Genomic DNA, 26,436 nt, shown 5'->3' with positions numbered 1-26,436 from the left:
AATTGAGACACCAAAATATACATTGATGAAGAGAATAATCCTTTTATTGGTTCTGGCTACTTTGTTTGCATCGTGCGGAAACCAAAAGAAAGCAGAAAATAGTGCCGCAGCCGACGTTGTAACCGTGAGTATTTTACCGCAAAAAACGTTTGTGGAGAAAATTGCCGGCGACGATTTTGAGATAAACCTGCTTATCCCGCCCGGATCGAGCCCGGCAGCATACACACTTTTACCCTCGCAGTTGAAAGATATTTCGCGTTCGGCCATTTGGTTCCGTATCGGGTACATTGGTTTTGAACACTCGTGGGCCGATAAAATTGAACAGGCGAACACCAAAATGAAGGTGGTAAATATTTCGGAAGGCCTGGATTTGATTGCCGATAAAATGGAGCAACATGGCGACCATGTGCATATCGATGGTGTTGATCCGCATGTGTGGCTGTCGCCAACAATGGTGAAGGATATGGCAAAAGTAATCCTCGACGAACTTTCGGCACTAAAACCCGAAAAGGCAGCAGATTACAAAGCTAATTACATGCGTTTTGTAAAAGAATGTGATCAGCTAAATATCGATCTTAAAAATCAACTGAAAGATTACGCCGGGCGAAAGTTTATCGTTTTTCACCCGAGCCTTTCGTATTATGCCCGCGAATATGGTTTAGATCAGTACTCGCTTGAAACCGGTGGTAAAGAACCAACACCGCAGCATTTGCGCGAAGTGGTTGACATGGCCAAATCGGAAGGAATAAAAGTGGTTTACATTCAAAGTGAATTCGACCGCGAGCACGCACGTGTTTTTGCCGACGAAATTGGTGGCAAAATTATTCAGGTGTGGCCACTTAACCCGGAGTGGGAAGAAAACCTAAGAACAATGACCCAAATTCTGATTGACAATTTTTAATGGATCCATTAATTAAAATAGAAAACCTGACGGTTGCTTATGATAAGGTGCCGGTGCTGGAAAATGTTGATCTCGAAATTCGGGAGAACGACTTTCTGGGTGTTATCGGTCCCAACGGAGGTGGCAAAACAACTTTGTTAAAAGCCATTTTGGGATTGAAGAAGCCGGAATCGGGGAAAATTCATTTCTCGAAAGAAATGAGCGGCCGGAAAAAACCAATTGGTTACTTGCCACAGGTACGGCACATCGATCGTAAATTCCCGATCACTGTTTTCGATGTGGTACTTTCGGGTGGCATTATGCAAAATCGTCAAAACGCAAAAAGCGTAGCAAAAGATAAAGCAGAGGCATTGCTGGAAGAAATGGGTGTTGCCGGTATTCGAAACAAAGCCATTGGCGAGTTGTCGGGCGGACAAATGCAACGTGTGTTTTTGTGCCGGGCCCTGTTAAGCGATCCCAAATTGCTAATTCTCGATGAGCCGGATACTTTTGTGGATAACCGTTTTGAAGGCGAACTTTACGAAAAGTTGGAGAAGTTAAATGAAGAGCTTGCCATCCTTTTGGTTTCGCACGATGTGGGCACCATTACCAGCTGCGTAAAATCTATCGCCTGTGTAAATAAGTACCTGCATTATCACCCCAGCAATGTAATTTCGCAAGAGCAGCTGGCCAACTATAACTGCCCGATACAAATTATCTCGCATGGCGAAATTCCGCATACCGTTTTAAAGCACCATCATCATTAATATGAACGCAATACTAGAATTATTTTCATACGATTTTTTTCAGAAAGCTTTTTTGGCCGCAGTGTTCGCCAGTATCTCATGCGGGATTATTGGTGCTTACATTGTTTCGCGGCGTATTGTGTTTATCAGTGGTGGAATAACGCACGCGTCGTTTGGCGGAATCGGATTGGCATTTTTCCTCGGATTTAACCCCTTGCTGGGAGCGGTGCTTTTTGCTGTTTTATCGGCATTGGGTATTCAGTTTTTTACCAAAGTGGCCGAAATCCGCGAAGATTCTTCCATTGCAATTTGGTGGTCGCTGGGAATGGCACTGGGAATTATCTTTGTATTCCTAACTCCAGGATATACACCAAATCTGATGAGTTACCTGTTCGGAAATATACTAACGGTAACCAATTCCGAGCTTTGGTGGATGTTTATGCTGAACCTGGTTATCGTGGTTTTCTTTGCCGTATTTTTGCGTAAAATCCTTTACATCGCTTTCGACGAAGAGTTTGCGCGCACCGCAGGTTTGCCGGTGGCTTTGTTCAACTACCTCATAATCGTGCTTATTGCGCTAACCGTTGTTTTGAACATCAGGGTTGTGGGCATCATTCTTATCCTTTCGTTGCTGACTATTCCGCAGGCAACTGCCAATTTATTTACCAACGATTTTAAACGCCTGCTGGTGTATTCGTCGGTGTTTGCTTTTGTGGGCACAATTGCCGGTTTGTTTATTTCCTACTTTCTGAATATTCCTTCGGGAGCAGCCATCATTTTTACGCTGGTTGTTATTTTCGGAATACTTCGTTTGGTTAAATCGTTTGTGTAATGTTTCCGCAGAAAAAGGAGAAAATATACACCTGTTCAAACTGTCTCTTTCAGTTTTCCAATCTCGATGTTCCACGGTCGTGCAGTAATTGTTTTGCCTGCACCGGGTGCGAAATTTATATTTGCCCGCAGTGCGAAAATGAAGTGGTTATCAAGCCCGTGCGAAAAAGATCTACAGGTCAGTAGAATAGAGTCTTTTCCTATCTATCCACAGAAAAAAACATGTTTAAAAAATGCAGGAATCGGTTGATTCTTGTTTGGTTCAATTGAAAAGAAAATGTATTTTCGGAGTGTGATATTCACAACTCAATTCGGGATTATTTAAATCAACTGCCCGCTCTGAATCATCAGGCGGGCAGTCATTTTTTATTCAAATCCAGTTGGTTTAAACTGATTCTTTAAAATACTTTACAGTTCCTACTTTTAGTTCCATTGTAGCATCTTCGTCGCAAACAATAATACCATTCGGGTGCATTTGCAGTGCCGATAATGTCCACATGTGGTTGATACCGTTTTCCACTACATTTTGCAGTGCCCGGGCTTTTTTGTAGCCGTTCACTAAAACCAACACTTCTTTCGAGTCGAGTACGGTTTGCACCCCAACTGTTAAAGCTTGTTTGGGTACCTGCTTCAAATCGTTGTCGAAGAAACGCGAGTTGGCTAAAATTGTGTCGTAGTTCAGGTCAACCAAACGGGTGCGCGACTGAATCGACGATCCCGGAATATTAAATGCCAGGTGACCATCGGCGCCCATTCCGCCCATAAACAGCTCAATGCCTCCGTACGATTCTATTTTGGCTTCGTAACGCTCGCATTCTGCGTCAAGGTCGGCGGCGTTTCCGTCAAGAATATTGATGTTTTCTTTTGGAATATCGATGTGGTTGAAAAAGTTCTCGAACATAAAACTGTGGTAGCTTTCCGGATGATCCTCGGCAATGCCAACGTACTCGTCCATGTTAAAAGTAACCACGTTTTTAAACGTTACTTTTCCTTGTTTGTATAAGTCTATCAGTGCTTTGTAAGTTCCCAGCGGCGTTGATCCGGTTGGTAAACCCAGCACAAACGGTTTTTCTGCCGATGGCTCAAAATCACTAATTCTTTCAGCAATATGGTTTGCTGCCCAAATGCTTAATCCATCGTAGTTATTATGAATTACTAGTTTCATCTTATTCTGGTTTTTAAAGTATATTTTCCATTGCTTTTCCCAGTTTCTGGGCTTCTTCAAGGAATTGCTCAACGGTTAGCTCACGGTGGTAAATTACACCGTGTGTAGCGCGTAACAGCGGCGATTCGTTTTGGTAGAAGAAGTTTTTACCCAACAGCAACTGTATTTGTTTGTGCTGATCGAACCAAACGCGTTGTGTAAGGTCGCTGAATTTTCCATCTAACTGGTAACTTGGGAACGAAGCATTAACCTGTGTAATGTAACACTCCGAGAATGATTTTCCCAGTGTTGCCAGCGAGTTCAACGATACCGGAACGATCACTTCAACATCCCATGGGTTATATTTAAACCACACGTTACGGTAACCAACAATTCGCAGCTTGCTCAGGTCTTCTTCTTTGCTCCAGTCTTCAACAGCTTTTGCAATGGCCATCAACACTTTGTAGTGCGTGTCGGGGCCGCTTCCCTGCGGATCCATGGCCAAACTGATAACTGTTGGCTTGTATTTTCGGAAGTCTTCCAGAATTGGAAGAATGTCTTTGTCGTAGTTCGATTCGCCTGAGTAAAAGCCCAAATGTAGGTGGTGAACATTTTTCACCATAATACCGTAGTGCGCCCAAACCAGTTCCTCTTCAAACTCGCGGATCATTCCTTTCAGCTTCTGAATTTTTGGTGGATTTTTTCCGCCGTCGTAAGTGCTTTTCAGGCTGGTAAGGATCTCGAAAATAGTCTCACGAAGTTCATCCTCGTTTTTAATTCCCCAAATAGAAACCAGCGCACGAATTACACGGTGGCAAACACCGCGGCGTTTTTCCTCTGCATCCTGCGCTGCAATATTGTCGAGGTAGTGGTAAATGTCCTTGTCCCACTTGTATTTGTACCCGTCTTTAAAAAAGTCGGGGAAGTTGATCATTTCAATTTTGCCCTGGTTCATCAGGTCTTTCGTGTCAACCAGCAGGTTGTACAAGAAAGTGTTTGTAACCGCCGTGAAACCCGATGTAGCTACCGAAAAATGTAGCTCGTTGCTGGCGTCGCGCGATTGGCGGTTGGTCGATGGCATAATGCCAAGCATAATATCGTCGTGGTGTGGGCCGGTATGGTAATACACCTGATCCACCTCTTTTTTCATTCCTTTTTGCAGTTTCGCCAAAATTGAATCGATAACCGACTGAACTGTATTCTCGTTCAGATCAGGAATCATACTGCAGTATTTGTCGGCTTTCAGGTCTTCCAATTCCAGTTTCGAGCCGAACTTGTTTATCTTTTTGCAGAGCTCAATTACCGCTCTTTCTGTTTTCTGATGGTTCCATGGCGTGCAAGTGTAGTAACACTCAATGCTATCCTCAAGAGTTACCGATGCACCTTCAGTGAGGTAAAAACGGGCATTCTTCAGTTTTTGCAGTGCTGTTGCCGGATAGGTTACCGAAGGTTCTTTTTCCAGCGATGCTTTTATCGTGTCGGCAATGGCTTCACCGGCAGCATAAACAATTGCTTTGTTATCCGGATTAAAAGTAAGTGTACCCAAACCAATGGTAACAACCAGGCGGTTTTTCGATACCTCAATTCCACCCAAATCGGCAGCCGTTATGGCTTGCGTTTCAAAGTTCGTTTCGGTTAAACGTGTTGATGAAAAATGATCGGATCCGCGTGTGTTGAAAGCAATCAGTCCATCAGGGCCAATGCCGCTGAGGAAAAATCCGATTCCACCTTTTTCGCGGATTTTATTTTCGTAGGCTGTACACCAGTTGTCGATCTTAAAAATCGATTCTTGTTGCAATTGTTCCTGGTGAGTTTTTGCTTCGCGGTAACGCAGCGACAGGTCGATTTTAAAATCCGGGAAGATCTCGGAATAATGTTTGCCTTCTGCCAGTTTAATATCTTCTGAATTAATAAGCAGGGCATTTTCTTTCTTAAATCCTAAACCTTCAATATATTGTTTTTCTGCATAGTTGAACAGGCTGTTGTGTTGCTCCGGATTAATCGGGAAAAACTCGCCCATTTGTACAAAGGTCAGCTCGCTCAGATCAGGCTTTTTTACATCGGCCAAACCATATTTCTCCAAAAAGTCTTTTCCTTTCTTGTTATTCCAGTTATCAAGCAAAAGATGGGTGAAATCCAGAAAATACTGCGCCGTTTTCCCTGTTGGTAAACACGCTACGCCATTCGGGTTTTTACTTGCCCACTCCAAAAAACTTAATGCTGAAAGCAGCCCCAGTTTTGGGAAACTTTCTGTAGTGATATACGGAATTCTGGTCGAAATTTTCTTTGACTTTGTTTCTTCGAAAAATGCTTCTTCAACCTTTGTAAAATTGACTGTCATATTTTATTTTTTTGAGATTCTTTCCAGCGCATAAGCTGCAGCTCCCATGGTTCCTGCTTTGGTGCCCAGTTCCGAAAACAGAATTTCGGTCTGGTTGCTTATGTCGCGGTTACTAAATGTATGAATGGCCTGTTGAATAGGCGCCAGAATAAACTGACTGGCCACAGCAACTTGCCCTCCAATAATGATTAACTCAGGATTAAAAATCTGAATCAGATAAGCCATTCCGCGTCCCAGCCATTTTCCTACTTCTGAGAATAGTGAAATGGCAAACTGGTCGCCGGAGTTGGCAGCCTGAATAACTGTTGAAATATCTATTTTGTTTAAATCGTCTTTTACCAGCTCTTTTATGAGCGAAGAATGGCCTTGCTCAATTCCCTCGCGCGCCTGGCGTGCAATGGCGTTGGCCGAAACAATGGTTTCCAAACAGCCCTGTTTGCCGCACACACAAAGTACGCCGTTGTCGGCCAGTGGCAGGTGCCCAAATTCGCCCGAGAAACCCGATTTTCCAGTATATAATTTCCCGTTAACAATAATACCAAGTCCCAAACCCCAGTCGGCCTGCAGCATTAACACATTTTTCTTTCCTTTTGCCAGTCCAAAATACTGTTCGGCAAAGGTGCGCAGTTTGGCATCGTGGTTGATGAAAACCGGTATTCCGAATATCTTTTGCAGTTTCGAGAACAGGTCTTTTTCTTCCGGGAAATAGGTTTGGTTAACGCCTTCTTTTTGGTTGATCAAACCCGGTAATTCAAGTCCTGCAACCAAAATTTTGTCGCGGTCGATATTGCTGTCTTTTATAACTTTTTCAAGCTCGGCATTTACCTGGTTGAAAATGTTAATGTCCGACGACATTTTTATCGGGAAATAGTGCGGGCCGCTAACTTCCTGGTTGCAACTGTTAAAAATGGAAATAATAGTGCGGGCCACATTTATGGTTATTCCAACTACATAAAAACCGTTTTCAACAAGTCCGTAAATATTGGGGCGCCGGCCACCACTCGAATCGCCACGTCCCAACTCGGTTACCAGTTGGTCTTCGATTAGCTCGAGTAATAAGCTGTTAATTTTTGGTGTACTTAATTTTATCTGGCGGGCAAGATCGGAATTTGAAAGTGGGCCGTTAAAATAGATTGAACGAAGAATCTGTTTTTTCTGGGCAATCTTTTTTTGCTCAACTGCCTGACTTTGATTTCCTGTTGTTTTAAATAGTTTTTCCATAACTGTGGTTGCAAAAATCAGAATATTTTAAATATGAAACAAGCTTCTTTTTAAAAAAATTAAAAAGAATGTGTTAATTCTCCTAAATTTAACCATTCATTTACAATTCATAAAAAATTAATATGATAATATTTTAATGTTGGTTACTTTCGGGGATATTTACAATCGGATAATTTTAAATAAAACTTCCGGCATGATGAAAAGATTTGGGTTTATAATTGTACTGCTCGTTTTAAGCAGCGGGTTACTGAATGCACAGGCACGACGGATAATTAATATTCCGGATATTAACGGTTACAAAACGCTGAAGTGCGATTTGCACATGCACACCGTATTTTCTGATGGAACTGTTTGGCCAACCGTTCGTATTGAAGAGGCCTGGAACGAAGGTTTAGATGCCATTTCAATTACTGATCATATCGAATATCGTCCGCATTCGATTGATGTGGTGGCCGACCATAACCGTTCGTACGATTTGGCAAAACCATTAGCCGATCAGTCGGATATTTTATTGATTAAAGGAACTGAAATTACACGCAGCATGCCACCGGGGCATTTAAATGCTTTGTTTATTTCCAACGCCAATTTATTGGAACTGGAAGATGTGCAGGCCGCTGTAAAAGAGGCGCGCGATCAAGGTGCGTTTATTTTTTGGAATCATCCGTGCTGGGATGCACAACAACCCGATTCGGTGCTTTGGTGGGACGAACATTCTTATTTTTTCGAGAATGATATGTTGCACGGAATTGAAGTTTACAATTGGGAGTTTTGCCCCGAAGCCATGGATTGGGCCAACGAAAAAAACTTAACCATGTTGGGAAATTCCGATGTGCACGGACCAATGGATGTTAACGACGGACATCGTCCGCTAACCCTTGTTTTTGCTAAAAGCCGCACCATTGGCGGAATTAAAGAAGCCTTGTTCGCCAAGCGAACTGCCGTTTATTTTGATAATACCATTGCAGGTCGTTCTGAATTTCTGGAGCCACTTTTCTTCGAGTCGCTGGAGTATAAAAACACGCCACTAAAACTAAGGAATAAAGAATCGAAAGTGATAAACATTACGAATAATTCGGATGTAGATTACGAGCTGGAGCTGGTTCAGCCAGGAGTTGGTTTCGATGCTCCTGAAACGATTACGCTAAAAGCGCATCATGTTTCGGCGCTCAGTTTAAGCGGCAATTCGGATGAAGTGGCAAATACCAACAACCTCGATGTTTATTATCGGGTAAATAATATGCTTACCGGCGTTGACGACCAATTGGTGATAACCTTCACTTTCCGAAACAATTAACCGGATGTATTGTTAAGGTGCTACAGTTTTTCTATTCGAATATAAATGTCAGCAAAAGCAAAAAAGGAACCACAATTATTTAAGCAGGTAGTTACCAATAACGAAGAGATTTCGCCTGGTGTGCACGTGATATCGTTTCAACGAAACTCGGAATTCTTGCCCGGTCAAGTGGTGAAAATCGGTGTCGACACCGAACATCCGCCGCGTATTTACAGTATTTGCAGCGGTAACCAGGAAGACGAGATCCGAATCCTGTTCAACATTAAAGACGATGGTTTTTTAACCCCAAAAATGGCTGCCATGATTCCGGGAGATATTTTATACGTGTCGGAGCCATACGGAAGTTTTCTAGGGACAAACGAGCCGGCCTGGTGGATTGCCACCGGAACCGGAATTGCACCTTTTTATGCCATGTATCGATCTGGAATTTCAGAGAATAAAACGCTAATTCATGGAGTGAGACATTTGAATCAGTTTTATTTCGAGGATGAGTTGGAATGGTCGATGGGAAAAAATTATGTTCGGTGCTGCTCGCAGGAACAATCGTGCGATGTTTTTACCGGTCGGGTAAGCAATTACCTGGAGGGGCTGACCGATTTGCCAGATGTAAAATATTACCTCTGTGGAAAGGCCTTAATGGTTGTGGAAGTGCGCGATATGCTGATTGAAAGAGGTGTGGATTACGCCAATATTATCGCCGAAATTTATTTTTAAACCCCTTATTTGAATCCGAGTGTAATATTTGTACATTAGTGGTACTAATTCTGCACACTTAATTTTATAAAACATAATCAAAATGAAACGTACCTTTTTATTAACCGCCTTAATGCTTTTTGCATTAATCAGCACACAAGCACAATCACTCGACAAAGTATTGGATAGTTATTACAAAGCCAATGGACTGGATAAAATGGCCGATGTAAAAACATTCAACGTAAAAGCAAAAGTAAGCGTAATGGGAATGGAAATGCCCATGGAAATAAAAGTGAAAAAGCCTAATAAATTCCGTGTCGACATGGAAATGATGGGACAGAAAACCACCAGCGCTTTTAATGGTGAAAACGGATGGATGGTAAATCCGATGATGGGCGCCGGAGTTCAGGACCTTGAAGGCGACCAGTTAAAACAAGCAATGGGCCAGGCCGATATGGAAGGTGCCCTTTACAATTACAAAGCCAAAGGCAGTAACATTGAAATGCTGGGCAAAGTTGATGCAGATGGCGCTGAAGCATACAAACTGAAACTGACTGACAAAGATGGCGTTATTCAAACGTACTACATTAATGCCGACGACTACATGATTTCGAAAGTGGAGTCGAGAGCCGAAGCCATGGGCCAAACCATGGATATTGTTACCAAAATGGTAGAGTACAAAGAGGTAAAAGGTATTAAAATGGCCAGCAAAATGGAAATTGAAATGCCAATGGGTAAACAGTCGGTTATAATGGAAGAAATTAAAATTGATGAACCAATTGACGATGCTCTTTTTGAAAAACCTGCAAATTAGAAATCACTAAATAAAAATGTTAAAGGGCGGTTTTCCGCCCTTTTTTAATGCACAATTTTTAAGAATAGAAACATAATTTAAGAATCGGCGCAACTCCTTTAAGTTTGTTAACGATTAACATAAACAGGTTTAACTTCTTTTAGCTGTATTGGGGCAATAATTGGGGCATCTTTGCTCAAAATCTTAAATTAATAACTATGAAAATAAAATTTCTGTTGTCTGCGGTTGTAATGCTTTGCATTGCTACGGTTACAAACGCACAAAAGCCATTAAAAATCGGGCATGTAAATATTCAGGAGCTGGTACAAAAACATCCATCGATGGATAGTCTTCAGACTATTATTGACCGAGAATCAAAAGACATGCAAGAGATTTACGAGGAAATGATTGCGGAACACGAAGCTGCCATTGAAAAGTTTGAAGCCGAAAGCGATACCTATTCCGATTTTGTGAAACAGACCAAACAAAACGATATTTTGGAGCAGTCGCAAAAAATACAGAATTACAGTCAATCGGCGCAACAGCAGTTGCAAAACCGTAACATGGAGCTCATTCAACCCATTTATAAACAAATAAACCAGGAAATCAGCAACATCGCCGGCGCACAAAATTTTACTTATGTGCTCGATGTAAGTGCCGGAAACGTGGCCTACATTTCGCCCGAAAGCGAGGATTTAACACCTTTGGTTTTGAAGGCGATAAAAGGGGAATAAAGTATCAGATTTTTGCCCCAAAATACGTTAGGAAGGAATGTGTGAAGTATGATTTTCTGCAAATGTTAAAAACCTTAATTGCTTAGCTATTTAAAGTGCTCTTTATTAACTTGCTAAAACAAATTCAAGGTTATGAAGACAATAGTTGTTTTGATGTTTGTTTGTTGTTTGGGCTTTACTTCATTTAGCCAAAATGAGTACGCTATAAAACCGCTTCCGCGAATTGAATTCGATGATTTTCAGAAACAGCAGCAGCCCGATTATTTAACTATTTCACCTCAACTGAAATTGGAGGACGAATTACCTCAATCTTTGTTTAATGACAACATAGAAAACCCGATTGATAATTCAAATCTAAAATCAACAACAGAAGTATTTATTGCTTTTGGAGATAATATGCCGGTGGTAAAACCTTCAGGTAATTATTGGAATATGCCAATCGCGGTTCCTGATTCCACAAATATGTATTTTATAAAGGAAAAACGATTTGGAGGTGATCCCAGGAAATAGTGATACCCTCACTTCAAGTGAGGGTATCACTATGATTCAATATTTTTCTCAGCGCGCTTAGCGAAACCTTCGCGTCTTTGCGTGAACTTCTTTCTAGATTGAATTATTCTTGATAAAATCAATGAGTTCTTGCTGGTAAGCAAACGCCATTCCTACAACCGTATCGGCAGCACCGTAATAAACGGCAATTTTTTCACCGTCGCTAAGTGCGGCGCACGGGAAAACCACATTTGGCACATCGCCGGCCAGTTCGTAAGGTGCGGCAGGAGCCAGTAAATAGGGCTGCGTGCGATACAATACTTTCGATGGATCTTCCAGATCGAGAATTGCAGCACCCATCGAGTAACGGAATCCGTTGCAAGTATTGATTACACCGTGGTAGAATTCCAGCCAGCCTTCTTCCGTTTTAATCGGAACAGATCCGGCGCCAATTTTTGTACACTGCCAGGCACTCAGTTCAAACGGAGTCACTTTCATGGCACAACGGTGTTCGCCCCAGTATTTCATATCCGGGCTGTAACTAATATAAATATCACCAAATGGTGTGTGGCCGTTGTCACTTGGGCGGCTTAACATGGCATATTTCCCGTTGATCTTTTCCGGGAAAAGCACACCGTTTCGGTTAAATGGCAAAAAGGCGTTTTCGCATTGGTGAAAAGTTTTAAAATCGAAAGTGTAAGCAATCCCGATTGTTGGTCCGTGATACCCGTTACACCAGGTAACCCAGTAGCGGTCTTCAATCCAGGTAACACGCGGGTCGTATTTATAATCCGACTCGATCATTTCCGTGTTTCCGGCAACCATTTCAATCGGTTCGTGATTGATCTCCCAGTTGATTCCGTCTTTACTAAAACCGGCAAAAATATTCATTTGCACAGCTTTGTTGTCGCAGCGAAAAACGCCGGCAAAACCGTCTTCAAAAGGTACGACAGCACTGTTGAAAATACTGTTTGATGTTGGAATCGCGTACCGGCCAATTACCGGATTTTGTGAATAACGCCACATTACATCGGTGCAACCTTGCGGACGTTCTTCAAAAGGTATGTTTACTTTTTTACTCATTTGTCTCTATTTCTTTTGTTTCTTCATCAACATTATCGGGGTGTCCGAAAGGAACGAATCGTGCAGCAATAAATGCAGGAATGGTAGCAATTAGTACCCAGGCAAAAAACAATTTATAGCCCAGCCAGTCGCTAAAATAACCGCTCAGCATCGACGGCACCATAAAACCAAGATTCATAATTCCGGTGGCAAAAGCGTAGTGCGCCATTTTGTATTTTCCGGGTGCAACCTGCTGCATCATAAACAGCATCAGGCCAACAAATCCAAAGCCATAACCAAAATATTCGAACACCACTGCCGCACCAACCAGGTAAAGACTTGATGGTTGATAGTGGGCTAGCAAAGCATAAACCAAAAATGGAATATTAAAGGTGCTAACCAGAATAAACAAGGCCCGTTTTAAACCACGTCGCGCAATAAAATAACCTGCAAGAAGCGAGCCTCCCACAAAAGCTGCGGTTCCGAATGTTCCGTAAACCACACCAATTTCGGTTGTTGTTAATCCTAAACCACCATCGGCAACGGCGGCTTTAAAGAACAGCGGTGCAATTTTTATCGCAAATCCTTCGGCAAATCGGTACAATACAATAAAGATGATGTACCAGTAAATATGTTTTTTCTGAAAGAATGTTTTTAGCACATCCCAAAGTGTGGCAAATCCTTCTTTCAAACTTTGTACTTCTGATGTAGATGCTTCTCCGCCCGGTAGCATTCGCGAGTGATAAAGGCCTACCAAAGCCATCACGGCACCAATTCCAAGCATTACGGCTACCCAGGCATTTACGATGCCCATTTGTTTTTCGAGAATTCCGGCTATGGTAACAAAACCCCCGTAGGCCAGGAATTTACCCACATTGTACGACGCTCCCTGCCAGCCAATGTAACGTGCCTGATCTTTTGATGAAAGAACGCTGAGGTAAACGCCGTCGGTTGCAATATCGTTGGTGGCACCGCTAAAACCAATAACGCCAAGCAGCGCAATGGTGTAGGCAAAAAAGTTAGGCAGCGGAAGTGCAAAAGCAATCAATGCAAAAGTTATTGCGGTAATAAACTGGCTGGTAACCACAAAAAACTTCTTCGATTTAAACATCTCCAAAACCGGACTCCATAGTGGTTTCAAGGTCCACGGAAGCATAATCAGCGAGGTCCAGAATGCAATTTTGGAATCGGAGATCCCCATATTTTTATACATGATAGCCGTTGACTGTGCCAGCACCATGAATGGTAAACCCATTGCAAAATAGGCCGTAGGAACCCACATTGCCGGATTAGTAACTTTGTTTTTTGCTTTTACCATCGGTAAATAATGTCGTTAAAGATTGATGATTGAAAAGTAACGTTTTTATTTTTTTAAAAACTTACCAGGGCAATTTTAAAAAAATTTAAAAAGTATGTGCACAAATTTCTTGGAAAACAATCGGTACGACGACAAAAATTTAATATGAACAATAATATTTTACAATTATCAAATTTTTATGGCGCTTGTCTTTCTTTATGCAGAATGTTGAAAATCAGAAAATAAAAAAGGCCTCCGTCAACTGACAGAAGCCTTAAAACTGAAAAATTGTATTAAGTAGAATTATTTATAAAATGGTAGTACGATATAAGTGTAAATGATGCATCCCATGCAAATACCCAAAGCAAATTCGAGCGATGCAAAAAATATCAGCATGCCCGCTACAACCATTGCTGCCGTGCTTAGCTGAGCTAAAAACAGCCCAACAATAACCAGCGACATTACAAAACCAAGTCGTGCAGCAAAAACCTTTGGAGCTTTCGATGTTGGTTTCTCTTTTAAATTAAGTGCATTCGACAAGCGATGGCTAACATAGCTAATCGGGCTGTGTTTTACCTGCGTAAAAGCGCGCATAAAAAAGTCGGCCATCAGCACAATCAAAAAGATTGACGAATTCATCACAAAACCTGTTATAATCAGCAAAATACCGATCAGTGCGTTTATTCGGGTAATTTTTTCATCCACCACATCTTTCGATATGGGGCAAACTAATTGTCTCATAGCTGTCGTGTTAATAGTTGTTGCAAATAAAATACAAATAACTCTTTTAATTGAGAAAAGGATGAATTACACTTTAATTCCTTACAAATAATTAACAAAGTATGTCATTCGTCATCATATAAAAGTTAAGTGTAGCTATATTTAGCTTTTCAAAAAAAATAAGCTTGTCACCCCTGTTTTTTGGGGAGGGGAATCATAAAAAACTGTAATAAAAGTAGTCCGGGGCCGATTTTTTATATCGCTTTAAGGACTGTATAAAATTTTGAACGAATGAAGATTAGAAAAAAGCTGAGTTTAAGTGTTGTCTGTTTGATGCTTGTTCAGTTGTGGTCTGTTGATAGCCGAGCGCAACAAAACGAGCAGGCAAAGCCTTTTTTTAAAGATGGAGAGGCACAAATTGTAAAAGCGTTTGAAGATCCGGATTACTGGATTCGTGAAGACCTGTGGGTGGAAACTGAATTTGATTCGGATGGCGATGGCCTGTTAGACCGCATGCACGTTGATGTTACACGTCCGCGACAAACCGAAAGCGAAGGATTGAAACTTCCTGTTATTTATAATTCGAGCCCTTATTTTGCCGGTGTGGCAGGTAACAATCCCGAGTTTTTCTGGGATGTTAAGCAGGAATTGGGTGAGGAACCAAAACAACATGTGCACCCGCCCGAAATTCAGCGCAGGGGAGAACGGCCAATTATTTCGAAGGCTCAGATAAAAACATGGGTTCCCCGTGGTTTTGTTGTTGTACATTCATCGTCTCCGGGAACCGGCTTGTCTGACGGCTCTCCAACAGTTGGTGGCGACAACGAATCGCTGGCTCCAAAAGCGGTAATCGACTGGCTTTGCGGACGTGCAAAAGGTTACAAAACCAGAAGAGGGAATGAAGAAGTTGAAGCATACTGGTGTACAGGAAAAGTTGGAATGACCGGAACTTCGTACGAAGGAACTTTACCTTTGGCTGCCGCAACTACCGGTGTTGAAGGACTGGAAGCGATTATTCCGATTGCACCAAATACTTCCTATTATCATTATTACCGTTCAAACGGATTGGTTCGCTCTCCGGGAGGTTATCTTGGCGAGGATGTGGATGTGCTTTTTGATTTCATTCACAGCGGCGATTTGGATAAAAGAGCTTATGCACGAGAACATGTTCGCGATACTGAAATGAAAAATGGTCAGGATCGAATTACCGGAGATTACAATGATTTTTGGGCCGGCCGCGATTACCTGAATGATATGGAGCCGATGCATGCTGCAATGTTGATGTCGCACGGTTTTAACGATTGGAATGTGGTGCCGGAGCATAGTTTGCGTATTTACGAGGCAGCTAAAGCAAAAGGTATTCCGCACCAGATTTATTACCATCAGGATGGACACGGCGGACCACCACCACTTAGCATGATGAACCGTTGGTTTACTCGCTATTTATTTGGTATTGAAAATGGCGTGGAAAACGATCCAAAAGCGTGGATTGTGCGCGAAGATGCTGATCACGATCACCCAACATCTTACGCTGATTATCCAAATCCGGATGCAAAACCTGTGACTTTCTTCCTGACTTCGGGAGCACCGGAGAAAGGTGGTCTTGTAATTGAAAAACCATCGAGTCAGAAAGAAGAAACGCTGGTCGACAACTATTCATTTTCGAGCGAGGCCTTGGCACAGGCCGATATTACCGAGCATCGATTAATATATGTTAGTCCGGAATTTAAAGAAGACGTTCATATTTCAGGAAAGGCAAAGATTACGATTAAAGCGGCCAGCAGCAAACCGGCAGTTAACCTTTCGGTTTACCTGGTTTCATTGCCTTGGAATAATTCACAATGGCGTCGTCCAAAAATAACCGATAATCTGATCACCCGTGGTTGGGCCGATTTGCAGAACTATAAATCGCTGCGCGAAAGTGAGCCCTTAAAACCGGGTAAATTCTACGAAATGACTTTCGAGTTACAACCCGATGATCAGGTTATTAAAGCCGGACAGCAGATTGGCTTGATGATCATTTCGAGCGATAAAGATTTTACACTTCATCCAAAACCGGGAACAGAATTAACTGTTGATTTGAACGGAACAAGCATTGAAATTCCGGTTGTTGGTGGGGCAGAAGCTTACAACAAAGCCATTCAATAATACGGGTTTCTAAATTTTAGATTGATGAAGCAAAGATTATTTATTGCAGCATTGTTGGTTGTTTTGGGATTGAATGTAGCTGCACAAAAAACAAATTTTACGCACCAGGATTCGTTGCGTGGAAGTATCACGCCCGAAAGAGTTTGGTGGGATCTCACTTATTATCATTTGGATGTTAAAGTAGATCCGGCTGACAGTACGATTTCAGGTAGCAACCTGATTCAGTATAGGGTTTTGGAACCGAATCAATTGATGCAGATCGACCTGCAGCCACCGATGAAGATTTCGAGAATTACTCAAAATGGCAAAGTGCTCGATTATACTCGAGATGGAAATGCCTGGTTTGTGGAATTGGAAAAGCAGCAAAATCCGAATGATGTGAACGAGTTGCTGGTTGAATATTCGGGGAAACCGAAAATTAGTAGAAGACCTCCGTGGGATGGCGGTATCAGCTGGCAAAAAGATGCCAATGGCTACGATTTTATTGTAAATACCAACCAGGGCGACGGTGGCAGTTTGTGGTGGCCGTGCAAGGATCATCCTTACGACGAGCCCGACAGTATGCTGATAAGCGTGACTTTCCCCGATCATTTAATGGATGTGTCTAATGGTCGTTTGCGCGAAGTGGTACAAAATGATGACGGCACAAAAACGGCGCATTGGTTTGTAAACAATCCGATAAACAACTACGGGGTAAATATTAATATTGGCAATTATGCGCACTGGCACGAAGTTTTTAAAGGCGAAAAAGGCGATTTGGACTGCAATTATTGGGTGCTGAAACAAAACCTCGAAAAGGCAAAAGAGCATTTTAAACAGGCGCCAATGATGCTGGAAGCTTTTGAGCACTGGTTTGGTCCGTATCCGTTTTACGAAGATGGTTACAAATTGGTGGAAGTACCTTACCCGGGAATGGAGCATCAAAGTTCGGTGACCTACGGAAATGGTTATAAAAATGGTTACGGTGGCCGCGATATCAGTTATTCGGGCTGGGGCTTCAAATTTGATTTTATCATTATTCACGAATCGGGACACGAGTGGTTTGCCAATAACATTACCAATTGGGATGAGGCTGATATGTGGATTCATGAAAGTTTTACCAATTACTCGGAGAATCTGTTCGTGGAATATTACTGGGGAAAAAAGGCCGGCTCGGAATATATCCGGGGAAGTCGTCTGGGTATTCTCAACGACCGCCCGGTTATTGGGGTTTACGGCGTAAATTACCCGGGATCGGGAGATATGTACCCAAAAGGAGCCAATATGTTGCATACCTTGCGACAAGTGGTTGACGACGATGAAAAATGGCGCGGAATTCTGCGCGGTTTAAATAAAGAATTCTATCATCAGACGGTAAAAGCTGAGCAAATTGAAGGCTATTTAATGAAACATACCGGGCTTGATTTACAAGGCTTTTTTAACCAGTATCTGCGCGACACACGAATCCCGACTTTTGAGTTTGCAATGATCGATGGTGAGCTGCAATATCGGTGGGCCAATTGTATCGACGATTTTAAATTGCCACTGAAAGTATACATCAATGGAGAGTTGAAATGGTTGAATCCTTCAGGTCGCTGGCAATATTTCGATTCCGACGAGAAAGTAAAAAAAGTAGAAGTCGATAAAGACTTTTATGTGGCTAGTTTTCAGGTTGTAGACCTATAAAACAAAAGGCCATACAGATAAGTAAGATTTGGAGTGGCCTTAAAAGGCAGCTGAATGCTAGATGTGGAAAACAACGAAATGCTCTGCTTTCTGCCTGCCGGCGGCCTTCATTTTTGCCTTGATGCAAAAACGAAGCAAAAAGATCAAGGCTACTTTTGGGCTTAATCCTTCGTTTTCATAAAACCTAAGTTCGGACGGGTGATCTTCTCAATTCTTCGAAGCTTCCCGTTCTCTCTAAGATTTTATTTCAACTCCGGACAAATCCCAAAAGAGGCCGTTCATTGATGTAACGTCAGTAACATCGAAGCTGGGCCTCGGCCGGTGAGCCGGAAAACAAGTGGTGGCAGCGCAACAAATTACTGATGTTTGAGGAGGTACGACGAGTTTCAGGAATTTTAGCTGGCATCACGTAGCTTTTCCGAGGGAAGCGGGCGCAGCCTTGGGTTTTCTGTCTCCTCTTTGGGCTAAGCCAAAGAGGAGAATCTGCCTGATAAGGCAAAAGCAAGTGTTTCTATACTCTGCGACAGCATATAAAACAAAAGAGCCTTACATTGATCGATAAAAGATCGTAAGGCTCTTTTTATATTCGAATTGGTTGGTGCCAAGTCAAGCATAATCTATCGCCCCAAGCCTTGTTCTTTTTCGGTTTTGTTTCGTCATAAAAAGACTCGCGTAGCTATGGCTATGCTTACTTTTTCTAACTTCACAAAACACAAAAAAATAACTGCGGCTTAACCAATACCTTATACTTGATTTGACACTAGGAAACCGGAACTGATATCGTTCCGTCCATAAAAACTTCCAGTAAATCGCCCGATTCATTAAACACTGCAATTCGTTGTTTTTCGATCCACATAGCACAAAGTGGTCCGCAGTAATCCATCCAGTATAGATCGAGCGTTACCACATAAACTGATTCAAAACTTTGAGGCTCCACTGTTTCGCCCATTGAGTTTTTATCCGGTGAAGTATAAGCATCATGGAACTCGACATTTGCCGTGTAGGTAAATTCAGCTGTATAAAAGAAAACATCTTCTTTATTGGCGTTGAACTCATCGATTAAGGTCGAATAATAATCAATGGCTTCAGTGGTGATGCAATAAGGAATCATTACGCCATCAAAATGGTTGTAGTACCAATAATCTGTCTCGGGCACCTCTATCCCTGACCACTCTGTGGCATCAATAACATCTTGCTTTGGAGGATAGTATGACTCTGCTTTGGTGATCAGTTCGGCTTCAAATGAAGTATCTGAATTTCGTTCGATAAGTTTGGTATAACTACGTTCCGGCATCTCGAATTCGTTGTCGTCAGAACTGTCGCTACATGAAACGAAAGCCAGTAGTAACAGGCTTAGGAGGAAAAAGTAATTAGCTCTCATTGTCTTTTGTTTAGTAAACAGATGGACAATGAGAGCTAAAGGTTGCGTGGTTTAATTTTTTGCTGTCATAAAAAACTCCAGCGTGCCACCATTCATCAAGTCTTCGTGCGTAAAGAAAGGCTCTTCAAGCGTTTCGCCGTTGAGCACAATTTTTTCGATGAATTTATTCTCTTTTGAATTGTTGTGAGCAATGATCTCAAAAGTACCACCCGGAACTCTGATCGAAGCCTTGTCAACAACCGGGCGGCCAATGGTATAGGTCGGATCGCCGGGGCATACCTGGTAAAAACCAATGGCATTCAGTACATACCATGCCGACATCTGGCCGCAGTCTTCGTTGCCAATAATTCCCGCAGGTTCCGGCAGGTAGAAATCGTACAATACCTGATCGAGGTATTTTTGCGTTTTCCACTTTGCATTGGTGTAATTGTACAAATATGCCATGTGGTGACTTGGCTCGTTTCCGTGTGCGTATTGCCCGATCAAACCGGTGATATCGGCCGATGCATTTTCTCCCAGAATTTCGGAACTGGTAGTAAACAAACTATCCAGTCTTGATTCAAAAGCTTCCTTTCCGCCAAACAGATTTACCATTCCATCCATATCGTGCGGAGCAAAGTAGCTCCATTGGTAAGCATTTCCTTCGGTGTAATCGGCGTGATTATGGTCGGAATATTTTGGATTAAAAGGTGTTCGCCAGCTACCATCTCCGTTTTTGCCGCGCATAAATCCTGTCGAGGCATCAAAATAATTTTCGTAGTATTTCGACTTTTTGTAGAACTCATCAGCTGCTTTATTGTCGCCGGCGGCTTTTGCAATTTCTGCTACACACCAATCGTAATAAGCCATTTCAACACCATACGAAACAGAGGCAGTGATAGAATCAGAAGGAACGAATCCGTATTTTTCTTTGTAATAAATGTGTTTCATCATTACTTCTGCACCGCGTGTTCCTTTATGTTCCTCTAACCATTCCGGTTGCCAGGTAGCCGATTTTACGGCAGCTTCTTTCCAGTCGTTCAGATCAGCATTCGGCACCAATCCTTTTGCCAGCGCATCGGCCATTACCGATGTTGCCGGGTAACCCACCATTGTCCCGGTGTAATTCGATGCCAGTGGCCATTTCGGAAGAAGACCACCTTCGCGGTATTTTTGTACCAGCGCCTCGGCCCATTCGCCGGCCTTTTCAGGTCGGATAATGGTAATGAGTGGGTGAAAAGCGCGGAACGTATCCCACAACGAAAAACCCGTGTAGTTAGTAAATCCTTCCGGTGCCTGGCGGATCGTTTTGTCCATCCCTCGATACCGGCCATCAACATCCTGTGCTGTAAATGGCGACATCATACTGTGATACAATGCCGTGTAAAAGTTGGTTTTAACTGCTTCGTCATCCGTTGAAATGGTAATTCCCTGCAAGGCTTCCCGCCATTCTGCTTTTGCTTGTTCAACGGTTTTTTGAAAATCCCATCCTGTAAGTTCAGCCTGCATATTTTTATTGGCGCCTTCTTCGTCAACTACAGATAAAGCAACTTTTACCAGCAGGGCTTTGTCGTTATCCGGAAATTTGAAATGTAATTTTATGTCTTTCCCTGTCAGACTGGTTTCGGTGGTAGGTTCTCCTTCGGCAAAAGTTTTTAGCTGATCAAATGCTTCGGAGAATTCAATTCGATAAGCCACCAAATGATCTTCGGCCCAACCTTTCGTAAGTTGAACGCCTTCAAAAGTTTTATCATCAATCTGATGAATCGTATTTTCTACAATGCTGTGTCCCCAGTTGGGTTGCAAAATGTGTCCGAGGTCCAGCATTATATTTCTATCGCTGCTGTCGTCAAACGAATATTTATGAAAGCCCACACGTTTGGTAGCTGTTAATTCTGCTGTAACATTCAGGTTTTTCAGGCGCACTTTGTAGTATCCGGGCGACGCTGTTTCGTCTTTTTTATCGAATAGTCCAATGGGTTTTAACTCATCCGAATTTGAATAGGGGAGCAAAAGCACATCGCCAAGATCGCCAATTCCGGTACCACTCAAATGCGTGTGGCTAAATCCGTAAATGGTTGAGTCTTCGTTGTGGTAACCACTGCTGGCATCCCAACCCATGATGTGTGTATCCGGACTCAGCTGAACCATGCCAAACGGAGTGGTTGCGCCGGGAAAAGTGTGCCCGTGAAATCCGGTTCCAATAAACGGATCAACGTAGTTTAAAATATCCGGTTCGGTTTGTTTTTGCTCCGAAACACATCCGGAAATCAATAAAGTCAGGGCGATAAGTACAGTTAGTGCTCTCATTTTCTGTTGATATAAATTTTGCGCAAAGTTACTTTTTAAAAATTTTAAAAAGAAGAGAAATCGTTCCATTCGATCATTTTTATATGGCGTGAGGCGACAGAGTGAAAGCAATCCGAACATTTGTCATAGTCTGAAATGGAGAATTTACTACATTCACGGACTCATAAAAAAATTGCAAAAATGTTTCAGAAAGAGATTTACATCGAACGAAGAAAAGTTCTAAAGGAGAAGGTTGGGGAAGGATTGATTTTGTTGTTTGGTAACGACGAATCATCGATGAATTATGCTGATAACACCTATCATTTCAGGCAAGACAGCACCTTTTTGTATTATTTTGGAATTCAGCATCCGGGCCTGGCTGCGGTAATCGATATTGATAACGACAAGGAGATTGTTTTTGGAGATGATTATACCATCGACGATATTGTGTGGATGGGACCACAGCCAACTATTGCGGACCGAGCTGCTCAGTGTGGCGTGTCGACGGTTTTTCCGATGAAAGAATTGGCTTCGGTTGTGGAGAAAAGCAAGAAGATTCATTTCCTGCCGCTTTACCGTCCGGAGAATAAAATTAAGTTGCTGGAGCTGATTGATGTGGCACCAAAAGATGTGGCGAATACCTACTCGCTTGATTTGGTAAAAGCCGTGGTTAGCCAGCGTGAAATAAAATCTAAAGAAGAGATCGAGCAGTTGCATCAGGCGGTAAATGTGTCGGTTGACATGCATGTTGCAGCCATGAAATTTGCACGTCCGGGAATGACGGAAGCTCAGGTAACAGCCGAAATCCATAAAGTAGCATTGGCAGCCGGCGGAAACATTGCTTTCCCTATAATTGCCACTAAAAACGGGCAAACATTGCACAATCATTTTCACGGAAATACCGTAAAAGAGGGCGACTTGTTTTTGGTTGATGCCGGTTACGAAAACGAACTGAGCTACTCGGGCGACTTATCGAGTACCTTTCCGGTAAGCAAAAAATTCACGCCAGAGCAAAAGGAGATATACGAAATTTCGCTTGCAGGACACGAAGCTGCAATTAGCGCACTCGAATTGAACAAACCATATAAAAATGCGCACATTGCAGCGGCTACCACTATTTTCGACGGACTAAAATCAATGGGCTTCACAAAAGGAAATGCCATGGATGCTTTTGAGGCCGGTGCGCATGCTTTGTTTTTCCCTTGCGGAACCGGTCACATGATGGGCATGGATGTTCACGATATGGAAGATCTTGGTGAAGTGTGGGTTGGTTACGACGGGCAGCCAAAAAGCACGCAGTTCGGGCTGAAATCGCTTCGCCTGGCAAAACCGCTGAGAGCAGGTCATGTATTTACCATCGAGCCTGGGGTTTATTTTATTCCTGAACTGATCGATCTGTGGCGCGGACAAGGCAAATTCAACGATTTTATTAACTGGGAAAAGGTTGATAGCTATCGTAATTTTGGTGGTATGCGAAACGAGGAAGACTTCGTAATGACCGAAAATGGTGCGCAGCTTCTCGGCAAACCAAAACCAAAAACCGTTGAAGATGTAGAAGCACTTCGATGATAATAGGCTGATGCTTACGGGTTTCATGTTAAGTATGAAACGTATTGCCGTGAAACCTGTAAGCAGTAGCGATCTTAAATCAATAAAAACTTTACTTTTGCCCCAAATTAGCAACAATGAAGAAGGGAAGTATTCTTGCGGTTTTATTATTGAATTCGTTGTGGCTTTTTGCCCAAAACGAGGTCGGCCCCGAAGGGCATAAACTGCTGTGGGTATTTCTGATTCTGGCTGCAATTACCGTGGCTTTTATTGTAAGTGGCCGTTCTTTTAACAAGAAATCGAAGAGGGAACGCAGGCCGTTTTTGCAACTCAAAAAGCTAAGTATCAAACTGGAGAAGAATACAAATTTCTATCCCGATAATTTAATTCTTACCGTAAAAAACACCGGCACCACAGCTATTGATCTGGATCAGCCGCTTTTGATTTTCGATAATTTTTGGATGAAACGAAAGTTCAAACTCAAAGGAATGGATAATTACAGCTTTTATCCACTTTATCTCGAGGGAGGGAAAACGCATCAGTTAACGATTGATCTGAATCGGTTTTATTCGCACGATAAATCGTTGAAGAAATATCCAAAAGCCAAGATATATTTGAAAGATGTGAAGGGGAAAAGGTTGGGGAACAAAGCGGTTTTTTTACGCAAAACATTAGTTAAATTTTAATGCGAAACTGGAAATTTAACCATATCGATTTTTCTACTTATCCCGGCTATTCGGGTAAGGATTTAGGTGTTTTTTGGTCGCCTGAAAAGACCACTGTAAAAATTTGGGCACCAACGGCACAAATGGTGGAACTGCGCCTGTACAAAGATGGAGTGCGTGGCGAATCGTATTATAAAACCAACCTGCAGAAGAAAGAAAACGGCATTTGGGGAACGGTTTTAACCGGCGATTACGAAGGGAAATTCTATACTTTCAGGGTGAACGATGGCGAATGGTTAGATGAGGTTGCCGGAATTTATGCCCGCTGTGTCGGTGCGAACGGTTTGCGTGGAATGATCTACAATCCGAACACCACAAATCCTGAAGAATGGGTTTACGACAATGGTCCGCGTTACAATAGTTTTACCGATGCAGTAATTTATGAAACGCATGTTCGTGATTTCTCCATTGCCGAAAATTCAGGGATTGAAAACAAAGGCAAGTTCCTGGGATTTACCGAAGAAGGAACACGAACGCCGGAAGGAGTAAAAACGGGTATCGATCATTTAAAAGAATTGGGAGTTACGCATGTTCATCTGTTGCCGGTGAACGATTATGTGACGGTTGACGAAGAAAAACCACTTGAAAAATATAACTGGGGTTACGATCCCATGCATTATAACGCGCTGGAAGGTTCGTATGCAACGGATGCTTACGACGGGCGCAAACGAATTGTGGAATTTAAGGAGTTGGTAAAAGCTTTGCATGGCAACGGAATTGGTGTAATTCTGGATGTGGTTTTTAACCACACTTACTACGCCAAAGAATCGGTTTTTAACCAAATCGTTCCGGGGTATTTTTACCGCCAAAAAGAGGATGGTTCGTTTTCAAACGCATCAGGTTGTGGCAACGAACTGGCGTCGGAGCGCGAAATGGTACGTAAATATATTATCGATACGCTTAACTACTGGGTGGAGGAATTTCATGTTGATGGTTTTCGTTTCGATCTGATGGGTATTCACGATCTGAAAACCATGCAGGAAATCCGAAAGTCGTTGGATAAAATCGATCGTGGCTTGTTTCTTTACGGCGAAGGCTGGGCTGCCGACCAAAGTCCGATGCCGGAATCGAAACGGGCAGTGAAAAGGAACACTTCGGCAATGCGAAGAATAGCCAGCTTTAACGACGATTTTCGCGATGCTTTGAAAGGAAACCACGGCGATAAAAAGTCGAAAGGTTTTGTGAGCGGACTTAACCTGCGCGAGGAGGCTGTGAAATTTGGAATCACCGCGGCTGTTTATCATCCTCAGGTGAATTACGGCTACATCGATACAGTAGATACGGCGTGGGCTGCCGAGCCCGACCAATGTATCAATTATGTATCGTGCCACGATAATTATACGCTTTGGGATAAACTGAAACAAAGTTTGCCAAAAGCAACAGATGAGGAGTTGCGCAAGCGCGTAAAACTTGCCGGAGCACTGGTTTTGACTTCACAAGGCGTACCGTTGTTGCATGCCGGAGTTGATTTTTGCCGGACAAAAGGTGGGAACGGAAACTCCTATAAATCGCCCGACTCGGTGAACCAGATCGACTGGAGCCGCAAAAATGAATACATCGATGTTTTTGAATACTTTCAGAAATTGATTCAGCTGCGGAAAAATCATCCGGCATTCCGAATGACTTCTGCCGATGCGATCAGAAAAGATTTGAATTTCTGTGCCGAATATAAAATCGGGGTAGTTTCTTATTGTATAGACGCAAAAGCGGTTGGCGACAACTGGTCAAAAATATTCCTCATTTTTAATGGAAACGAGGAGGAGGTTGAATTTCCGTTACCCGAAGGACGGTACAAAGTTATAGCTGATGCCAATAGCATTAATGAAGAGGGAATAGAACTTGTTGAAGATACTGTTACGGTAGATCCTGTTTCGCTAATAATCTTGGTTCAGGCTGAAAACGTGTGAATGTTTCGCGAAAAGTAGCCCGAGAATCCCAGTAACGAATAGGCAGTTCTCCGTAATTTTTCCTTTCTGAAATCAGCGCTGTAAATGCGTTGTGTCGTATTGTCTTCCATATCCCGTACAAACGGATCAAATGTTGCCTGGTTTAAAATCAGGTGATCTACATTTTCAAAATCGGCAGGCTGAGAATCAAATAATTCTCCTTCAGCTATTATCTTTTTCCCTGCGGCTTTACACTTGTCAATAAGTTTTACTGTTGACGTTCTTTGCCTTGGATCGGCTTTAATAATGACATAATCGGCCCACGCTAAATCTTTTGTATTTAACTTCTCCTGGTTCAGATCACGTAACTTTCTTTCCCAGGTAATTGGCAGCTGAATCGAAATCTCAATCAGCGCCAGCGGATCTTCAGTGGTCTTGTTAAAAAGCTTTTGGAAGAAAGCCTCAAATCCCTTTGAATTGTTCTCTTTTTCCGGATAAATAAGTAATATATTCATGGCAATAAAATTTACATTGTTTTCGATTTTTCAAATAAACGGCCATTTTATTCGA

General features: G+C 42.5%; 22 protein-coding genes. 13 read left to right on the top strand and 9 right to left on the bottom strand.

Annotated features, from left to right (window positions below; all coding sequences use genetic code 11):
• Positions 1-25: 25 nt before the first annotated feature.
• From QZ576_RS11030 to QZ576_RS11020, 3 genes are read left to right on the top strand one after another with little or no spacing between them, the layout of a single operon-like run.
• Complete coding sequence (locus tag QZ576_RS11030) at positions 26-901, top strand: zinc ABC transporter substrate-binding protein (RefSeq protein WP_297097052.1); 876 nt, start codon at positions 26-28, stop codon at positions 899-901.
• The gene (locus QZ576_RS11025) at positions 901-1,647 is read left to right on the top strand and encodes a metal ABC transporter ATP-binding protein (protein ID WP_297097050.1); all 747 of its coding nucleotides are present in this window, start codon (positions 901-903) and stop codon (positions 1,645-1,647) included. Before QZ576_RS11030 ends, QZ576_RS11025 begins: the two co-directional genes overlap by 1 nt.
• A 1-nt stretch (position 1,648) precedes the next feature.
• Positions 1,649-2,458: a metal ABC transporter permease gene (locus QZ576_RS11020; protein ID WP_297097048.1), complete on the top strand. Its 810-nt coding sequence runs from the start codon at positions 1,649-1,651 to the stop codon at positions 2,456-2,458.
• A gap of 384 nt (positions 2,459-2,842) precedes the next feature.
• Here the strand turns inward: QZ576_RS11020 and nagB are convergent, their stop codons facing one another.
• The 3 genes from nagB to QZ576_RS11005 are packed head-to-tail and all read right to left on the bottom strand — an operon-like array spanning position 2,843 to position 7,163.
• On the bottom strand, positions 2,843-3,622 hold the full coding sequence (nagB, locus tag QZ576_RS11015; protein ID WP_297097046.1) for a glucosamine-6-phosphate deaminase: 780 nt from the start codon (positions 3,620-3,622) through the stop codon (positions 2,843-2,845).
• Between the two features lie 13 nt (positions 3,623-3,635).
• Complete coding sequence (locus QZ576_RS11010; RefSeq protein WP_297097044.1) at positions 3,636-5,942, bottom strand: glucosamine-6-phosphate isomerase; 2,307 nt, start codon at positions 5,940-5,942, stop codon at positions 3,636-3,638.
• Between the two features lie 3 nt (positions 5,943-5,945).
• Positions 5,946-7,163, bottom strand: a complete 1,218-nt coding sequence (locus QZ576_RS11005; RefSeq protein WP_297097042.1) for an ROK family transcriptional regulator — start codon at positions 7,161-7,163, stop codon at positions 5,946-5,948.
• 193 nt (positions 7,164-7,356) lie between these two features.
• On the opposite strand from QZ576_RS11005, the gene QZ576_RS11000 reads away from it, so the two are divergent.
• The 5 genes from QZ576_RS11000 (at position 7,357) to QZ576_RS10980 (ending at position 11,187) form a co-directional block, all read left to right on the top strand.
• Positions 7,357-8,457 carry an Sb-PDE family phosphodiesterase gene (locus tag QZ576_RS11000; RefSeq protein WP_297097041.1) on the top strand — a complete coding sequence of 367 codons (1,101 nt, stop codon included), beginning with the start codon at positions 7,357-7,359 and terminating at the stop codon, positions 8,455-8,457.
• A gap of 45 nt (positions 8,458-8,502) precedes the next feature.
• Positions 8,503-9,171 carry a ferredoxin--NADP reductase gene (locus tag QZ576_RS10995; RefSeq protein WP_297097040.1) on the top strand — a complete coding sequence of 223 codons (669 nt, stop codon included), beginning with the start codon at positions 8,503-8,505 and terminating at the stop codon, positions 9,169-9,171.
• An 82-nt stretch (positions 9,172-9,253) separates the two neighbouring features.
• Entirely contained in the window at positions 9,254-9,964 is a 711-nt protein-coding gene (locus tag QZ576_RS10990) for an outer membrane lipoprotein-sorting protein (protein WP_297097039.1), read from the top strand.
• A 197-nt stretch (positions 9,965-10,161) separates the two neighbouring features.
• The gene (locus QZ576_RS10985) at positions 10,162-10,677 is read left to right on the top strand and encodes an OmpH family outer membrane protein (protein ID WP_297097037.1); all 516 of its coding nucleotides are present in this window, start codon (positions 10,162-10,164) and stop codon (positions 10,675-10,677) included.
• A gap of 132 nt (positions 10,678-10,809) precedes the next feature.
• On the top strand, positions 10,810-11,187 hold the full coding sequence (locus tag QZ576_RS10980) for a hypothetical protein (protein WP_297097035.1): 378 nt from the start codon (positions 10,810-10,812) through the stop codon (positions 11,185-11,187).
• Between the two features lie 93 nt (positions 11,188-11,280).
• Here QZ576_RS10980 and QZ576_RS10975 read toward each other — a convergent pair whose 3' ends face one another.
• From QZ576_RS10975 to QZ576_RS10965, 3 genes are all read right to left on the bottom strand, one after another.
• Positions 11,281-12,249, bottom strand: a complete 969-nt coding sequence (locus QZ576_RS10975; protein WP_297097034.1) for a glycoside hydrolase family 130 protein — start codon at positions 12,247-12,249, stop codon at positions 11,281-11,283.
• Complete coding sequence (locus QZ576_RS10970) at positions 12,242-13,546, bottom strand: MFS transporter (RefSeq protein ID WP_297097033.1); 1,305 nt, start codon at positions 13,544-13,546, stop codon at positions 12,242-12,244. Before QZ576_RS10970 ends, QZ576_RS10975 begins: the two co-directional genes overlap by 8 nt.
• A gap of 282 nt (positions 13,547-13,828) precedes the next feature.
• Positions 13,829-14,266: a DUF4395 domain-containing protein gene (locus QZ576_RS10965; protein ID WP_297097032.1), complete on the bottom strand. Its 438-nt coding sequence runs from the start codon at positions 14,264-14,266 to the stop codon at positions 13,829-13,831.
• 270 nt (positions 14,267-14,536) lie between these two features.
• Here QZ576_RS10965 and QZ576_RS10960 point away from each other — a divergent pair, with 270 nt between their 5' ends.
• On the top strand, positions 14,537-16,393 hold the full coding sequence (locus QZ576_RS10960; RefSeq protein WP_297097031.1) for a Xaa-Pro dipeptidyl-peptidase: 1,857 nt from the start codon (positions 14,537-14,539) through the stop codon (positions 16,391-16,393).
• A gap of 24 nt (positions 16,394-16,417) precedes the next feature.
• Positions 16,418-18,058 (top strand): M1 family metallopeptidase, encoded by a 1,641-nt coding sequence (locus tag QZ576_RS10955; RefSeq protein ID WP_297097028.1) that lies wholly within the window; start codon positions 16,418-16,420, stop codon positions 18,056-18,058.
• Between the two features lie 760 nt (positions 18,059-18,818).
• On the opposite strand, the gene QZ576_RS10950 is transcribed toward QZ576_RS10955, so the two are convergent.
• Both QZ576_RS10950 and QZ576_RS10945 read right to left on the bottom strand, forming a co-directional pair.
• Positions 18,819-19,439, bottom strand: coding sequence for a hypothetical protein (locus QZ576_RS10950; protein WP_297097026.1), 621 nt, complete (start codon positions 19,437-19,439; stop codon positions 18,819-18,821).
• 51 nt (positions 19,440-19,490) lie between these two features.
• Positions 19,491-21,728: a GH92 family glycosyl hydrolase gene (locus QZ576_RS10945; protein WP_297097024.1), complete on the bottom strand. Its 2,238-nt coding sequence runs from the start codon at positions 21,726-21,728 to the stop codon at positions 19,491-19,493.
• 180 nt (positions 21,729-21,908) lie between these two features.
• Here QZ576_RS10945 and QZ576_RS10940 point away from each other — a divergent pair, with 180 nt between their 5' ends.
• The 3 genes from QZ576_RS10940 to pulA all read left to right on the top strand — a co-directional run bounded on the left by QZ576_RS10940 (position 21,909) and on the right by pulA (position 25,887).
• Positions 21,909-23,276, top strand: a complete 1,368-nt coding sequence (locus tag QZ576_RS10940; protein ID WP_297097023.1) for an aminopeptidase P family protein — start codon at positions 21,909-21,911, stop codon at positions 23,274-23,276.
• A 116-nt stretch (positions 23,277-23,392) separates the two neighbouring features.
• Positions 23,393-23,941 (top strand): hypothetical protein, encoded by a 549-nt coding sequence (locus tag QZ576_RS10935; RefSeq protein WP_297097022.1) that lies wholly within the window; start codon positions 23,393-23,395, stop codon positions 23,939-23,941.
• The gene (gene pulA / locus QZ576_RS10930; protein WP_297097020.1) at positions 23,941-25,887 is read left to right on the top strand and encodes a type I pullulanase; all 1,947 of its coding nucleotides are present in this window, start codon (positions 23,941-23,943) and stop codon (positions 25,885-25,887) included. Before QZ576_RS10935 ends, pulA begins: the two co-directional genes overlap by 1 nt.
• Here the strand turns inward: pulA and QZ576_RS10925 are convergent.
• The gene (locus tag QZ576_RS10925) at positions 25,869-26,381 is read right to left on the bottom strand and encodes a hypothetical protein (RefSeq protein WP_297097018.1); all 513 of its coding nucleotides are present in this window, start codon (positions 26,379-26,381) and stop codon (positions 25,869-25,871) included. The two genes, pulA and QZ576_RS10925, sit on opposite strands and share 19 nt — an antisense overlap.
• Between the last annotated feature and the right edge of the window lie 55 nt (positions 26,382-26,436).

Source organism: uncultured Draconibacterium sp., assembly GCF_913060805.1.
Lineage (GTDB): Bacteria > Bacteroidota > Bacteroidia > Bacteroidales > Prolixibacteraceae > Draconibacterium.
This window is presented reverse-complemented; position numbering and strand designations above follow the sequence as displayed.

What these genes read in the sequence shown, in the direction of transcription:
- QZ576_RS11030 (WP_297097052.1), top strand. Translation starts at nt 26, where the DNA reads ATGAAGAGAATAATCCTTTTATTGGTTCTGGCTACTTTGTTTGCATCG.
- QZ576_RS11025 (WP_297097050.1), top strand. Translation starts at nt 901, where the DNA reads ATGGATCCATTAATTAAAATAGAAAACCTGACGGTTGCTTATGATAAG.
- QZ576_RS11020 (WP_297097048.1), top strand. Translation starts at nt 1,649, where the DNA reads ATGAACGCAATACTAGAATTATTTTCATACGATTTTTTTCAGAAAGCT.
- nagB (WP_297097046.1), bottom strand. Translation starts at nt 3,622, where the DNA reads ATGAAACTAGTAATTCATAATAACTACGATGGATTAAGCATTTGGGCA.
- QZ576_RS11010 (WP_297097044.1), bottom strand. Translation starts at nt 5,942, where the DNA reads ATGACAGTCAATTTTACAAAGGTTGAAGAAGCATTTTTCGAAGAAACA.
- QZ576_RS11005 (WP_297097042.1), bottom strand. Translation starts at nt 7,163, where the DNA reads ATGGAAAAACTATTTAAAACAACAGGAAATCAAAGTCAGGCAGTTGAG.
- QZ576_RS11000 (WP_297097041.1), top strand. Translation starts at nt 7,357, where the DNA reads ATGATGAAAAGATTTGGGTTTATAATTGTACTGCTCGTTTTAAGCAGC.
- QZ576_RS10995 (WP_297097040.1), top strand. Translation starts at nt 8,503, where the DNA reads ATGTCAGCAAAAGCAAAAAAGGAACCACAATTATTTAAGCAGGTAGTT.
- QZ576_RS10990 (WP_297097039.1), top strand. Translation starts at nt 9,254, where the DNA reads ATGAAACGTACCTTTTTATTAACCGCCTTAATGCTTTTTGCATTAATC.
- QZ576_RS10985 (WP_297097037.1), top strand. Translation starts at nt 10,162, where the DNA reads ATGAAAATAAAATTTCTGTTGTCTGCGGTTGTAATGCTTTGCATTGCT.
- QZ576_RS10980 (WP_297097035.1), top strand. Translation starts at nt 10,810, where the DNA reads ATGAAGACAATAGTTGTTTTGATGTTTGTTTGTTGTTTGGGCTTTACT.
- QZ576_RS10975 (WP_297097034.1), bottom strand. Translation starts at nt 12,249, where the DNA reads ATGAGTAAAAAAGTAAACATACCTTTTGAAGAACGTCCGCAAGGTTGC.
- QZ576_RS10970 (WP_297097033.1), bottom strand. Translation starts at nt 13,546, where the DNA reads ATGGTAAAAGCAAAAAACAAAGTTACTAATCCGGCAATGTGGGTTCCT.
- QZ576_RS10965 (WP_297097032.1), bottom strand. Translation starts at nt 14,266, where the DNA reads ATGAGACAATTAGTTTGCCCCATATCGAAAGATGTGGTGGATGAAAAA.
- QZ576_RS10960 (WP_297097031.1), top strand. Translation starts at nt 14,537, where the DNA reads ATGAAGATTAGAAAAAAGCTGAGTTTAAGTGTTGTCTGTTTGATGCTT.
- QZ576_RS10955 (WP_297097028.1), top strand. Translation starts at nt 16,418, where the DNA reads ATGAAGCAAAGATTATTTATTGCAGCATTGTTGGTTGTTTTGGGATTG.
- QZ576_RS10950 (WP_297097026.1), bottom strand. Translation starts at nt 19,439, where the DNA reads ATGAGAGCTAATTACTTTTTCCTCCTAAGCCTGTTACTACTGGCTTTC.
- QZ576_RS10945 (WP_297097024.1), bottom strand. Translation starts at nt 21,728, where the DNA reads ATGAGAGCACTAACTGTACTTATCGCCCTGACTTTATTGATTTCCGGA.
- QZ576_RS10940 (WP_297097023.1), top strand. Translation starts at nt 21,909, where the DNA reads ATGTTTCAGAAAGAGATTTACATCGAACGAAGAAAAGTTCTAAAGGAG.
- QZ576_RS10935 (WP_297097022.1), top strand. Translation starts at nt 23,393, where the DNA reads ATGAAGAAGGGAAGTATTCTTGCGGTTTTATTATTGAATTCGTTGTGG.
- pulA (WP_297097020.1), top strand. Translation starts at nt 23,941, where the DNA reads ATGCGAAACTGGAAATTTAACCATATCGATTTTTCTACTTATCCCGGC.
- QZ576_RS10925 (WP_297097018.1), bottom strand. Translation starts at nt 26,381, where the DNA reads ATGAATATATTACTTATTTATCCGGAAAAAGAGAACAATTCAAAGGGA.